Below are 13089 nucleotides of genomic sequence, written 5' to 3'. Positions count from 1 at the left end.
CCTGCCGTGGCCCCGGCGGTCAGGAGCGACAGGGACAGCACGGAGATGAGGACGGGCTGGGCCGCGATACGCCACGTGGGGCGTGCGGCCCCCAACTCCCATGCCCCCAGCGCTGAGTGATGGCACGCGAGGGCCCCGCCGGAGCTCCCCGCTCCTCCGGCGAGGCCCTCGCGCCGTCCCGTGCCACGGGACGTCCGGGCACCGTGCGCCGCCGTCAGTGGTGGTGGTGATGGGCGTGGACGACCGCGTGGCCCCGGCCGCGGGCTATCAGCCAGCGGTTGACCGGCACGGTCAGCACGAAGGCGACGGCGAGCGCGAACGCCAGGGCGCCCCAGAAGAGCCAGTTGGCGAGACCCGCCTCCATGGCCCCGGGCACGCCGACCATGACCGCGTTGTCCACGGTCTCCATGACGATGATGGAGACGGTGTCCGCGGCGAGGGCCACCTTGAGCGCCTCGCGGAAGCCCAGCCCGGCCTTGAGAACGCCTCGCATCGTCAGCGCGTACCCGAAGAAGAAGGCGAGGGCGACGGCCAGCGCCACGGTGACCCCGGCGGACAGCCCGGCCGCGGTGCCGATGACCATGCCCAGCACCTCGCCGATCGCACACCCGGTGAGGCAGTGCAGCGTGGCCTGCGAGGCGGTGCGCCACGACACCGGGACGGTGCCGGGGCGGTCAACCGACGGTCCGTGAGCCGTCGATGCATGAGTCGTCGGTCCGTGCCCCGCCGGTCCGTGCGCGGTGTGGACTCCCGCCGGCTCTGCGGCGGCGCTGTGCGGCTGCCCGGCGTGAGCTGTTTCCCCCGTGGTGGTGGTGCCGTGCTCGGCCCGGGCGGTGTGCCCAGTCTGGGCCCCGGCCCCGGCCCCGGCCCCGTCCTGGCCCTGCTCGTGCGTGACCTGATGGTGCTCATGCGCGTGCTGCATGACGATCCCCTCCCGGATTCCGCGGCCGATGCCGACGGCCGCATGGGAGATATGTATACCCCCTTGGGGTATACATGTCGAGGGGGTGGGTTCGGACGGGCACACTGGGGCACCGGGCAGGCCGGTTGCGGGCCGGGTGCCGGGAGCGCGGGCAGCCACGCCGCGCCGGGTCGGCCGACCGTGACCGCGCGCGGGTGCTGCGGGCCCGATAGCCTCAGCCTCCTGGCGACCACGTCACGTTGTTCCCGCCCCGAGTGAGACCGAGTGAAGAAGAGCACCGCGCCCGCCCGGCTCCGCGTGGGGCTGTCCCTGACCGTCAACGTCCTGCTGGGCGTTCCCGCCGTCGTACCCGCCTTCCTGCTCTGGTATTTCGCCTCCAACTGGCCGCTCGCGGAGCTTGGCTGGACCGATGGGGAGCCCACGGAGAACGACGGGGTCCTCCCCTGGGTGATGCTGGCCACGCCGGTCCTCATCCTGTTCGGCCTGGTCTGGTGGCTGGCCAACTGGCCGCTCCGGCGCAGGACTCCGCTGACCCGGGGCACGTACTGGCTCCTGAGCGCCGCGGCCACCGCACTGCCCACGCTCCTCCTCATCGTCATCAGCGTCGGAAGGAGCTGAAGACCGTTCGGTACGGCGCGCGGGCAGGGCGAGGCGGACGGTCGACGGCGCAAGCGGAGGTCTGCCGCAGCGGCAACCGAGCCCTACGGGAGCCGTTCTCCCTCGCTCGGGTCGTCGCTCACGGCGCACGGCACCTCCGCCCACACCGCCTTGCCCGGGCCGTCCCGGCGTGGGGTCACAGCCCAGCGGGCGGCGAGCCGTGAGACGAGGAAGAGACCCCGGCCCGACTCGGCCGCCGCGGCCGGGAGTTCGGGTTCATCCGTGGGCACGGGGCGTTCGGTGCGGGTGTCGCTCACCTCGATGCGCAGCACCCCGCCGGCCCGGCTGAGCCGTACCGCGAAGTCCCGCCCCGGCACCCGGCCGTGGCGCACGGCGTTCGCGGCCAGCTCGGCGGTGATCAGCGCCACGGTGTGGTTCGTCTCGGAGTGGTACGGGTGACCCCACTCGTCGAGCCACTGGGAGACCAGCAGCCGGGCCAGCCGCGCACCGCGCGGCGTGGAGGTGAACCGCATCGCGACGGCCTGCCCGCCCCCGGCCGCCTCGGTCCGCGCCAGGGCGCGGGAGGGCCGTGAGCCGGTGGAGCGGAGGGCCGGGCGGGGCGTGATCGTCCCCCTGCGAGAGACGGGTGTTTCGTGTGTCATGCCGTTGAGATTGGCCCTACGCACCGGCTCTGACCAGCACTGATGTCGGGACGTCCGGTTCTGTACCGACGATGGGCGGCCTTGTCGGATGCCCCGGACCGTGCCCGTCTAGCGCGTGGGCGGGAGGCGGTAGACGGAGACGTGCGAGTCCGACTCGGCGGTGAACTCGGCGCCGCCCCAGTCCGCGTGCCGGGTCTCCAGCTCGAACCCGGCGAGCTGCGCCATGAGGTCCAGCTCGGCCGGCCAGATGTAGCGGTGCGGACTGCGGAACAGCTCCGCCTGCTCGGTCTCGTTGAACCGGAAGTGGTGCGACACGACGTGCTGGCGCAGGACGTCGTAAGTGTCCAAGCCGATGTAGCCGGGCTCGGACTGCCAGACCATGGCCGTCTGCCCCGGCGGAAGCTTGCGCAGCTCCGGCACCCAAAGCTCGATCACGAACCGGCCGCCGGGCGCGAGGTGTCGGGCCGCGTTGCGGAAGCACTCGACCTGCTCGGCCTGGGTGAGCAGGTTGGAAATCGTGTTATAGACGAGATAGACCAGGGAGTACGTACCCGGGGCGGTGGCGGTCGCCATGTCGCCGATGACCACGGGGATCGTCGATTCATCGGCCTTGGTGCGCAGTTGTTCCACCATCGGCCGGGACAACTCGATCCCCGTGACGGGCACTCCGTGCTCCGCGAGCGGGATGGCCACCCGGCCCGTCCCGATGGCGAACTCGAGCGCCGCTCCGTCGCCCGCGAGCTGCGCGAGGCGGTCCACGGCCGGGCCCAGCACATCGGGCGCGAACATACCGGTGCCGGGCGTGTCGTAACTGTGGGCCGCATCGGCGCCCCAGATGCTCTCCTGATCCATGCCCTCCACGCTCGCCGCCGGCCGCTGGGATGTCCACCGGATTTCTGCCCCGTGGAGCGAGGGCTCGGAGCGTTGGGCCCCCGCCGCCGCGCAGCGGGGCTCAAAAGCTTGACGTTGCGGCAAGTTCGGATCATTCGGATGGGTGAGGTTCCGGCTGTTCCGGTCGAGCGGCCCTCCGGTGTGCATAGCGTGACCGCGCGACCGCAGAGGCGGACGGTTACCGACAGGTGCACGGGGTGGGCGGCGAAGACGGCCGGGAGCGAGTGCGCAATCGACTACGGGTGACCGATCCCCGTGGCGGTCGGCGGTCAGTCAGCGCACACACGCAATCGGAGGTACACGCATGGCTGTTATGGGACGGCCGGAGCTCCCGGACGGCGACGGAACCGGCTCCTTCCTCAAGAGCTTCGGCGCCCAGATCCGGGTGCTCCGCACCCGCGCCGGACTCACCCAGGCCGAGCTGGGCCAGCAGATGCAGTACGGGGAGGACTTGATCTCCTCGGTGGAGCGGGGCCGGCGCATCGCGCGGCCGGAATTCATCGACAAGGCGGACGAGGTCCTGGACGGCGGCGGACTGCTGGCGGCGATGAAGGGCGAGGTGCTGCGGGCGCGGTATCCGGCCTACTTCCGCGACGCGGCGAAGCTCGAGGCCGGAGCCGTGGAACTGAACGCCTACGACTGCCAAGTGATCAACGGCCTGTTGCAGACGGAGGAGTACGCGCGAGCCGTCCTCACGATGTACCGCCCGCCGGTGGACGAGGAACTCATCGAACAGCGGGTGGCCGCGCGCATGGAGCGCCAGGAGATTCTGTCCCGGCGCCCGGCCTCGCTGCTGAGTTTCGTCATCGAGGAAGCCGTACTGCGCCGCCCCATTGGCGGACGGGATGTTCTTCGCAGGCAACTGGAACACCTTCTGGCCATTGGCCAGTTGCGGCATGTGGTGATCCAGGTCATGCCGACGGACAGGACGGAACACGCCGGTCTGGACGGGCCCTTCACGTTGATGGAGACGACCGAGCGGCAAAGGATCGCCTACGTGGAGGTTCAGGACACGAGCCGACTCCACACCGACCGGGAAACCGTTCACGCGCTCGAAGCGCGGTATGGAATCATCCGGGCGCAGGCTTTGACCCCGGACGATTCGCTGGCCTTCATCACGACCCTGTTGGGAGACGCATGAGCGCTGAGAAGATCACCAAGCCGATAGACGAGCCGACTTGGCGGAAGAGCAGCTACAGCGGCAGCGGAGGCGGCCAGTGCGTCGAGGTCGCGGCGGGCCCCGTAGCCGTGCGCATCCGTGATTCCAAGGACACGGCGGGCCCCGTGCTCTCGGTCGCGGCCGATGAGTGGTCGGCCTTCGTGGAGTTCGCCGCGCGCGCCTGAGACGCCGGGCATGAGGATGCCCCCGGTACCGGCTCCGACCGGTACCGGGGGCATCGCGGTGCGAGGCCGGCCGCCGTCACGCGCCCCGCGTCAGTCCTTCTCCATGTCGCGGAAACGCTCGAAGGTGTCCGTCCCCTTGGCGCCCTGCTCCCACTTGACGGTGAGCGTGTCGCCGCTCTGCGAGAGCCTGCCGAAACGGTCCTTGCTCTTGACGCGCTCCCCGTCCTGCTCGCAGAGCAGCGCGACGACCAGCTCGTCGCCCGAACCGTCTTTCTGCCAACGTCCCTTGCACTCCAGGCCGTCCCGGTCGTCGTAGACGGCGTTGATGCGCCTGGGCTCGTCGGTGTACGCGTCGCCCAGCGCCAGCATGGGCCCGTCGGAGGCCTTCCAGACGGCCTGCAGGCCGGTCCCCGTCGGCTCGGGGACGAAGGGGTTCCGGGTGGATTCGGGTTCAGGTTCGGTCTCCGACGGAGTGGGGGTCGAAGTCGGCTCCGGTCCCGGTTGCGTGGGGTCGGCCCCCGCGTCGGTCTCCTCCGCGCTCGCGGACGGGGTCTTCGCCGCCGTCGACCCGGATCCGTCCTCGTCTCCGCCGACCGCGAGCCACACGCCGCCGATGACGACAACCAGGGCCACGGCGGCGGCACCCGCCAAAAGTGCGGTCCTGCGCTTGCCCGGGCCGCCCGGGACGCCCGGGGCCGGGGCGTGCGGGGGCGGCGGGTACGCGCCGTAGGGCGCCGGGTGCGCGTACCCCTGGCCCGGCGGCTGCTGCCCGTAGCCGTACGGGGCGGGCTGGCCGTAGCCGGGCGGGGGAGAGGGCGTGGGCTGCGCGGACGGCTGGGTGTAGGGGTTGCCCGGCGCGGGCTGCGCGAGCTGTGCGGGCTGCGCGGGCGGCGCGGCCTGGGCGGGCGGCGCGGCCTGGGGGAAGCCGTAGCCGGGCGGCGGCTGCGGCGGCGGCACGCCGTACGGGCCCTGCGCCCCCTGCGGCGGAGGCCCCTGCGGAACACCGTGCCCCCCGCCCTGTGGCGGCTCACCGGGCGGCTGCGGTGGCGGTTGCGGCTGTGACATGAATTGCCCTTCCCCCGGGTTGCAACTGGTTTGCTGGAGCGGTTAGTTCTTTCTATCAGCGCACGGTGTCAACGCCGCTCCGGCTCGACCGCACCGGTGGAGCCGGAGCGGCGGGCCGCAGGAGGCGTTCACCGGCGGGGTCCCCAGGACCTTCGAGCGGCCGATGGCCTGGAGCATGCCGGGGAAGATAATCGGTTGCCTGTCGACGATGGCGGCGCGTGCAATGGCCGACATGGTCACCCGAGTACGAGCGCCGAGGCGCGATGCGTTGGACGTGTACCGCCGGGCCTCGCGACTCCGGGCTCCGGGCAGGCCGCGACCGCATCGCCACATGGGAGAGACCGGCGCATGAACACGTCACCACCGCCCTCCCGGTCGGGTCGAACTGCCGGGTCATCCGGGTCACCCCTCCTGATCGGCGTTCTCGTTCCGCTGACCCCGCCCGGATGGACCGAGGCGGGCCGGCACCTGCTCGCGGGGATCGAGCTGGCCGTTCGCGACGTCAATGACGGCGGCGGGATCGCCGGAAGGCCCCTTGAGCTGGCGGTCCGGGACACCGCGGCCGATCCGCGGCGGGCCGCGGCGGCCGTGGACGAGTTGGCCGGTCTGGGTGTGGCCGCCCTGGCGGGGGAGTATCACAGCGTCGCCGCTCGCGCCGCCGCTGCCCGGGCCGAGGCCCTCGGTGTGCCGTTCCTCTGCTCGTCGGCGGTGCTCGACGCGCTCACCGATCAGCCGGCGGAATGGGTCGCGCGCCTCGCCCCGGCGCAGTCCCACGGCTGGCGGATCTACGCGGACTTCCTCCTCGGCGCGGGCCACCGCCGCATCGCCGTGGCGGCCGAACCGAGCGTCTACTGGGCATCCGGGACCCGCATCCTGCGGGAGCACCTCGCTCCCCGCGGCGGCAGCATCGTCGAACTCGACGCGCGTGCGCTTGCCCCCGCGGCCGTGTGCGACGAACTCGCCGAGAGCCGTGCGACAGCCCTGCTTCTCCTGGCCGGTCACCCGGAGCCGGCCGTGCCGATCGTCAGGTCCGTCCGCCGCGACCCGCGCCTCGCCGGGATCACGATCGGTGCTCCGGCCGGGCAGCCGGAGTTCCCCGCGTGGGCGGCTCTGCTGGGCGACGACGGCGCCGCCATCCCGTTCCTGCGCTACCTGCCCGAGCGCCTCGGCCCACTCGGCGCACGCGTCGCGACGGAGCTCCGCGAACGGCTGGCCGGAGAGCCATCCTTCGTCGCCTTCGAGGGCTACGACACCGTCGTCGTGCTCGCCGAGGTGCTGCGTGCTCACGACGCGGACCGGGCGCACAGCGCCGGCCTCTGGCCGCGCGTCGCCGTCGAAGGCACCCGCGGGCCGATCCGGTTCTCGCGCACGCCGGGCATCAGCGTGTGGCAGTGGTCCTGGCCGCCCGTCCACGTCGCCGACCGGGACCCGGCGGAACCGGGTCGCTTTCGGGTCCTTCACACGGGTTGAGCGAGCGGGCGACGAGCCGGGGAACGTACCGGAGGCTCGGTTGCAGCTCACCGGCACACGCATGCGCTGCCCGCTACGGGGCGACGGTGCCGGGCGCGGCGGCCCTCGGCGCGAGGTCCCGCCCCCGCACCTTCACCAGCGGCGGGAGGCCGCTGTCAGCGGTGGCTCAGCACATTGATCACACGGCCGTCGGGGTCGCGGACGAAGAAGCGCCGTACACCCCACTCCTCGTCCTGCAAGGGGTGCACGATCTCCGCGCCGCTGTCCCGCATGACGGCGTAGGCCGCGTCCACGTCGTCCACCTCCACGCTCATGTCCGGCGTGACCGGCGCGGTCTTGTCGCCGGTCATGAAGCCGACCTGGGCCGCCGGGGTGGACGGCGAGGCGAGCGTCATGATCCAGCCCAGGTCCATGACCTCCTCGAAACCCAGCAGACCGTAGAACTCCCGGTTCTTCTCCTGTGCTGCGCCCGACCGGAGGACGGGCATGACTCGGCGAACGGCCATCGATGACTCCAAGTGGTAACGGGTGTTTCTCCGGGGCTTCCAGGAGTACTACGGGATGCCCGAATCCGCACACACTTTCGCAACGGATCTCGGCCGATGGTCCGCTCCCGTGGCGCCGGACGGCAGCGGAGCCCCCGGCCCGCCGGGGCGGGGCCGATGCGGGACGCCGCCGAGGCCGAGCCCGGAGCCCGTGCCTGCCCGCCCTCGGTCACCGACAGCGAAGACGGGCCCCCGGAGGAGTTGGAGGCCCGTTCCCGAAGGCCGGGCTAACGCACCGCCCGGATACGGCCGTCGACGTTGCGGAGTCTCCTCTGGGCGCACAGGTCCGCGATATCGGCCTCCAGGCCTGCCCGGGTGTCCTTGGTCACCCGGCGCCAGCCGAAGTAGTCGCAGGTCTGCCGCACCAACTCCTCGCCGGTCATGCCGGGGCACTCCGCCGCCAGCTCGTACAGCGCGAGCTTCCGCTCGTCGGGGGCCACGTGCGCGAACTTCCGCACGGGCTCGTCCTCGGGGTGAAGGCGGGCCTGGAGCTCGTCGCCACCGACCGCGTCCACGAAGTCTCCGCTGAAGAGGACGACGTTCGCCCGGGAGAGGCCGCGGAGCACCGTGCGAATGTTGTCCCGGATGCGGTTGCCGGCCCGGGCGGTTCCCCAGGCCTCGCGGGTGCGGGTGATGAGCAGGTCCTCGTGCAGGGGGCCCTCGGTCCGCACGATGACCGTCAGCAGGCGCTGCAAGGCCGGGCGGGCCTCCTCGGTGTGCAGCTCGTACGGGGACGCGACCGTGCCGACGAAGCTCTGGTACGGGGCGCTCCACGGGCGGTCCGGCGCGGAGACCGGGACCCGCTCGTGCTCGACGGGTGCGGAGGCGGCGGCGCCCGCGGCTTCCGGGCTCCGGGGGAGCGGAACCCGGTGCCGGGGCTCGTCGGGGCCGGAGGGCGGACCGCCGTACGGTGCCGGGGCGACGGCCGTGGCCGTCGCGTTCGCGGTGGAGGTGCCGGCGGCGTGGCCTGCGGCGAATCCGGCGGTGCTTCCGGCGGTGCTTCCGGCGGCGGTGTCCGGCGGGGCCACGGCCGGCGCCGCTGCCGCGGCCGTCGCCGGGTCCGCCGCCGCGGTCCCCGACAGGACGGCCGCCGCCGTCGGTGCCGCTGCCGCGGCTGTCGCCGTCGCGCTCAACGGCCCCTGCTTCACCGCCTGTTCGACCGCCTCGCGCAGCCGCTGCTCCGCCGCCTCGCGGCCCCGGTACCAGTCGGTTCCCCAGATGCGGTGCAGCCGCCAGCCCAGGCCGGCCAGGACTTGTTCCCGGAGCCGGTCGCGGTCGCGGGCGGTCCGGGACGAGTGGTACATGGCGCCGTCGCACTCGATGCCCAGCGCGTAGGAGCCGGGCAGCTCCGGGTGGCGCACGCCGATGTCGATGCGGTAGCCGGCGACGCCGACCTGCGGCTGGACCCGGTAACCCCAGCCGCGCAGCACCGCCAGCACGGACTCCTCGAACGGGCTGTCGGGCGCGGCGTCCTCGTCCTGGACGACGTCCTGCGCGAGCACGGCGGGGCCGTTCTCCGCGTAGGCCAGATAGCGCTTGAGGTGCTGGACGCTCTCATTGGCGCTGTCGGCGAGCGCGCCGCCGTGGAAGGAGGCGACGACCTCCATGCGGTAACGGGCCCGGGTGACGGCCACGTTGAGCCGGCGCCAGCCGCCGTCCTTGTTGATCGGGCCGAAGTTCAGGCCCAGCTTGCCGTGTTCGTCGGGGCCGTAGCCGATGGACATGATCATCACGTCGCGCTCGTCGCCCTGCACCGATTCGAGGTTCTTGACGAAGAAGCCGTCGAGCCGGTCCTCGGTGAAGCAGTGGTCCAGGTCGGGGCGGGAGATCCGTGCCTGCTGGACGGCCAGGTCGATGGCGGACGCCTGGGCCTGGGAGAGGGCGACGACGCCCAGGGTGCGGCCGGGACGGGTGTCGAAGTGGTGCAGGACGCGCTCGGCGACGAGTTCGGCCTCGCGCCGGTTGTCGCGCCGTCCGCCCCGGTCGTAGACGCCGTCGGCCCCGATGAAGGCCACGCCGACGTCATTGCCCTCGTCCAGGGCGCCGGGGAAGGTCACCATGGAGCGCTCGTAGAACGAGCGGTTGCTGAAGGTGATGAGGTCCTCGTGGCGGCTGCGGTAGTGCCAGCGCAGCGGCAGCTCGCGCAGGGCGCCCGCCTTGCAGGCGTCCAGCAGGGACTCGAAGGAGTCGGGGACGTCCGGGTCGTACTCGTCGGAGTCGTCCTCGACGGCCGAGTCGAAGAACGAGGTGGGCGGGAGCTGCCGGGAGTCACCGGCGACGACCAGGGAACGGCCCCGGTAGATGCAGTTGACCGCGTCGCCGGGGCGGACCTGTGACGCCTCGTCGAAGATCACCACGTCGAAGTGGTAGTCGGCCGGGAGGTGCTGGCTGACCGTCAGCGGGCTCATCATGAAGCACGGCTTGATGGCCTGCACGGTGTCGCGGGTCCGGCCCAGCAGCTCGCGGACCGGCATGTGGCGGGTCTTCTTTCCCGCCTCGTGGGTGATCACGGCCGGTTCGCCGCCGCCGAAGGAGCGTGGCCGGCGCCGGTTGCACGCCTCGATGACGGCGCCGTGGGCGGCGGAGACCAGGCGGCGGTCGGCCTCCTGGAAGCCGGCGACCCGGGCGTCCAGGTCCTCGGAGCGGGTGGTGCGCAGCCGCTCGTCGGTGGCGAGGACACCGTCCGCCCAGGCCCGCAGCACGGCCTGCTCGACGACCTCGGGCAACCGGGCCGGGGGGACGGCGCGTTCGGCGGCCCGGGTGACGAGCTCGTCGGCGCCGTGCCGGGCCAGTACGGCGAGGCCGGCCCGGTACGCCTGCCACTCCTCCGGGCCGCGGCGGTCGGCGCGCAGGGCGTCCACGGCCTGCCGGGCCCGGCCCAGGTCGCCGAGGAGGAGCGGTGAGAGCTGCGCCCGGCGGCCGGTGTCGAAGAGATCGCGCAGCGCGGTGGCGGCCCCGGTCCAGCGGGTCGCGCGTGTCTCGGCGGCGTCGCACCAGTCGGCCAGCGCGTTCCTGATGCTCGCGGCGAGCAGGCGCGGCAGCTCCTCCGGGGCGGCATCGTCGGCCAGCGCGGCGGCCGGGCGGTCCGGGACCTCGGCGCGGGCGGTCAGCTCGGCGATGCGGCCGGCCGCCGCCAGGGCCCGGTCCAGTGCCGCCAGGCCGGCGGTGCCGCGGGGGGTGCGGGCCGCAAGCAAGTCCGTGTGCGCGGCCACGAGCCGGGCGGTCTCCGCGGCGGCCCGCTGCCAGGCGAGCGCCTGCTCCAGCCGGCCCGGCAGCGACTTCTCCCAGGTGCCGTCCCGGGTGAGCGCGGTGACGGCGGCGCGGTCCGCCTTGTAACGGGCGGAGAAGCGGGCCATGAGACCGCGGTGGTCCTCCGCGAAGCGCCGTACCAGCTCCGGGAGTCCGGTCTCGGCGAGGACCTGTTCGCCGAAGACGTCCTCCGCCGCCGCGCGGGCCTCGTCCTCGGCGGCCAGGGCCTCGCGGAGCTCGCGGGCGGCCTCGTGGGCACGGCGCAGGGTGGCGGCGTCGAACCAGGCGCGGGGCGGACGGTCGGCGGAGGCGGTCAGATCGGCCAGCTCGCAGAGGGCGAACGCCTCCTCGGGGCCCTCGGGCTCCGGCATCCCGAAATGGCCGGCGAGACCGGTGAGGGAGGCGGAGGGGTCCGCGGGGAGCCCCGCACCGGGGGAGGGGGCGCGCTCGGGGAGGCCCGCGCGGAGGGTGCGGATGATCTGCCGGAGCTCGTGAACGGTGCCCGGCTCGGCGAGCGTGCCGGCGAACGGGCGGCGTACGGCCGCGGCGCGCACGTCGTCCAGCGCCTCGGCGGCTTCCTCGGCCACGGCGAGCGGTGAGGCCCCCGCGGCTCCGGGGGCGGGCGCGCTCCGCGTGCCGGTGTCCGTGCCGGTGTTCGGGGTGACGGCCGTACCGGTGTCCGTGGCGACGGCCAGTCCGCGCCAGGCGAACTCCTCGCCGTCGGCGGCCGGGCGCCAGGACCGGCTGACCGCTCCGGCGGCCACCAGCAGGTCCTGCAGTGCGGCGGCGGCGAGCCCGCGCACCGGCCGTGCGTTCGCCCCGCCCAGTGTGAGCGGCGGAGTGCCGGCCTGCTCCAGCAGGACGAGACGGCCGAGGACGTCGTGCAGCGTGCGCCCCAGCGGCTCGCGGACCTCGTTCATCGCGGCGGCGTAGGCGGAGAGCTCCTCGCGCAGCCGGCGGGCGTGGTCCAGCTCGTGGGCCGCCGCACCCGTGACCCGCACCTCGGTCGTCAGGACCCGCGCCAGCTCGGTCGCCACGGCCTTCTTGGAGGTGTCACCGCTGTGCAGGGCCAGGACGAAGTCGCCGAGCCCGACGCCGCGGAGCCGGTTGCGCACGACGTCGAGGGCGGCCGCTTTCTCGCTGACGAAGAGGACGCTGCGGCCCGCGTGCATGAGCGCGGCGACCATGTTGGTGATCGTCTGGCTCTTGCCGGTGCCGGGTGGACCGCTCATGACGAAGGAACGCCCGTCCAGCGCGGCGGCGATGCACTGACGCTGGGAGGCGTCCGCGTCCAGGACCAGCGGTATCTTCTCGGGGAGCTGGACCTCGTCGATCCGCTCCAGCTCCGGCGGTTCAAAACCGATCACGTCGGCGGGCAGGCCGGAGTCCGGGCCCAGCGCGACGGCGCGCACCAGCGGGTGGGCGAGGATCTGCTCCTCGTTCTGCTGGAGGTCCTGGTACATCGCCTCCTTGTGCGAGGCGAAGAGGCCGAGCACGACCCGGTCCTCGACCTTCCAGCCCTTCTGCCGGGCGGCGGCCTCGCGGGCGGCGGTGAGCACGGCGCGGGCGTCGCCCGTGTCCGTACCCGTGACCTCGCTCCAGTCGACCCCCATCCGCTCCAGCCGGACCGCCAGCGCGGGATTGTGCATCCGGTCCTGGCCCTCGGCCGGGTACAGCCTGCTGCCGGTGCCCCGGCCGTCGCGGCGGAGCTCCACGGGGACGAGCAGCAGCGGGGCGGCACTCGCCTCCTGCGCGCCGGGCTCGCGCCACTCGACCATGCCGACGCCCAGCCAGAGCACCCAGAGGCCGTAGTCGTTGAACATCTGGCCGGACTTGCTGCGGAGCTGCCACAGGGCGCCGTCCAGTGAGCCCTGGGTGGTCTTCTGCGTCACCAGACCGGCCGGGGACGGCCGTTGCCGCGACGGTCGTGCCGCGTCCGCCGCCGGGCGGTCACCGCGCTTGGCGAGAGACACGCCGTCCTGCGCCTCCGCGCCCTCGTCCTCCTCGACGGGCGCGAAGGCCCAGCCCCGGCCGAGACCGGACAACAGAGCCGGGGCTTCCGGGTACTTGAGCTCCAGAGTGGTCGACCGGGTGTGCCGGAAATTCAGCAGCCGGTTGCGGCCGCCCATGTCGAGCAGGGAGTCGCGCCAGCCGCCGAGCACCTTCCTCAGCCGGTCGACACCGGGGTCGCTGGTGCCGGGATGCGCGGGGCCGGTCATCGACGGGCTGGGCATAGGGGTGGTACCTCCAGGGCATTCGTGAACAGGGGTTCCCCTCACGAAGGCGCCCCCCACCAGGAGTTACCTATCAGCTCGCGCAGGGCGACATGCCCGAAACGGCAGGC

General features: G+C 73.2%; 10 protein-coding genes. 4 read left to right on the top strand and 6 right to left on the bottom strand.

Translation table 11 applies throughout. The annotated features are described in order from the left end of the window. Positions 1-214: 214 nt before the first annotated feature. Positions 215-655: a DUF4396 domain-containing protein gene (locus tag IF83_RS34635; RefSeq protein ID WP_030543469.1), complete on the bottom strand. Its 441-nt coding sequence runs from the start codon at positions 653-655 to the stop codon at positions 215-217. 531 nt (positions 656-1186) lie between these two features. Here IF83_RS34635 and IF83_RS0108550 point away from each other — a divergent pair. Beyond that, positions 1187-1540 (top strand): hypothetical protein, encoded by a 354-nt coding sequence (locus tag IF83_RS0108550; protein WP_051722582.1) that lies wholly within the window; start codon positions 1187-1189, stop codon positions 1538-1540. A gap of 83 nt (positions 1541-1623) precedes the next feature. On the opposite strand, the gene IF83_RS0108545 is transcribed toward IF83_RS0108550, so the two are convergent. Together IF83_RS0108545 and IF83_RS0108540 are read right to left on the bottom strand one after the other, a co-directional pair. Continuing rightward, positions 1624-2181, bottom strand: a complete 558-nt coding sequence (locus tag IF83_RS0108545) for an ATP-binding protein (protein WP_279617213.1) — start codon at positions 2179-2181, stop codon at positions 1624-1626. A 108-nt stretch (positions 2182-2289) separates the two neighbouring features. Further along, positions 2290-3033, bottom strand: a complete 744-nt coding sequence (locus IF83_RS0108540) for a class I SAM-dependent methyltransferase (RefSeq protein WP_030543466.1) — start codon at positions 3031-3033, stop codon at positions 2290-2292. A gap of 343 nt (positions 3034-3376) precedes the next feature. Here IF83_RS0108540 and IF83_RS0108535 point away from each other — a divergent pair, with 343 nt between their 5' ends. Together IF83_RS0108535 and IF83_RS0108530 are read left to right on the top strand one after the other, a co-directional pair. After that, complete coding sequence (locus IF83_RS0108535) at positions 3377-4213, top strand: helix-turn-helix domain-containing protein (RefSeq protein ID WP_394297308.1); 837 nt, start codon at positions 3377-3379, stop codon at positions 4211-4213. After that, positions 4210-4416: a DUF397 domain-containing protein gene (locus IF83_RS0108530; protein ID WP_030543464.1), complete on the top strand. Its 207-nt coding sequence runs from the start codon at positions 4210-4212 to the stop codon at positions 4414-4416. The genes IF83_RS0108535 and IF83_RS0108530 overlap by 4 nt, the downstream gene beginning before the upstream one ends. A gap of 90 nt (positions 4417-4506) precedes the next feature. Here the strand turns inward: IF83_RS0108530 and IF83_RS0108525 are convergent, their stop codons facing one another. Beyond that, positions 4507-5481: a hypothetical protein gene (locus IF83_RS0108525; RefSeq protein WP_030543463.1), complete on the bottom strand. Its 975-nt coding sequence runs from the start codon at positions 5479-5481 to the stop codon at positions 4507-4509. Positions 5482-5829: 348 nt separating this feature from the next. Between IF83_RS0108525 and IF83_RS0108520 the strand changes: the two genes are divergently transcribed. Continuing rightward, positions 5830-6951, top strand: a complete 1122-nt coding sequence (locus tag IF83_RS0108520) for an ABC transporter substrate-binding protein (RefSeq protein ID WP_030543462.1) — start codon at positions 5830-5832, stop codon at positions 6949-6951. 155 nt (positions 6952-7106) lie between these two features. Here IF83_RS0108520 and IF83_RS0108515 read toward each other — a convergent pair whose 3' ends face one another. Together IF83_RS0108515 and IF83_RS35265 are read right to left on the bottom strand one after the other, a co-directional pair. Continuing rightward, positions 7107-7457 carry a VOC family protein gene (locus tag IF83_RS0108515; RefSeq protein WP_030543461.1) on the bottom strand — a complete coding sequence of 117 codons (351 nt, stop codon included), beginning with the start codon at positions 7455-7457 and terminating at the stop codon, positions 7107-7109. A 266-nt stretch (positions 7458-7723) separates the two neighbouring features. Further along, the gene (locus tag IF83_RS35265) at positions 7724-12979 is read right to left on the bottom strand and encodes a DUF3320 domain-containing protein (protein ID WP_030543460.1); all 5256 of its coding nucleotides are present in this window, start codon (positions 12977-12979) and stop codon (positions 7724-7726) included. Positions 12980-13089: the final 110 nt, after the last annotated feature.

The organism is Streptomyces albus subsp. albus (genome assembly GCF_000719865.1).
Lineage (GTDB): Bacteria > Actinomycetota > Actinomycetes > Streptomycetales > Streptomycetaceae > Streptomyces > Streptomyces albus_E.
Note: the sequence above shows the minus strand (reverse complement) of the source record. Positions and strands in the feature narration are given on the sequence as shown.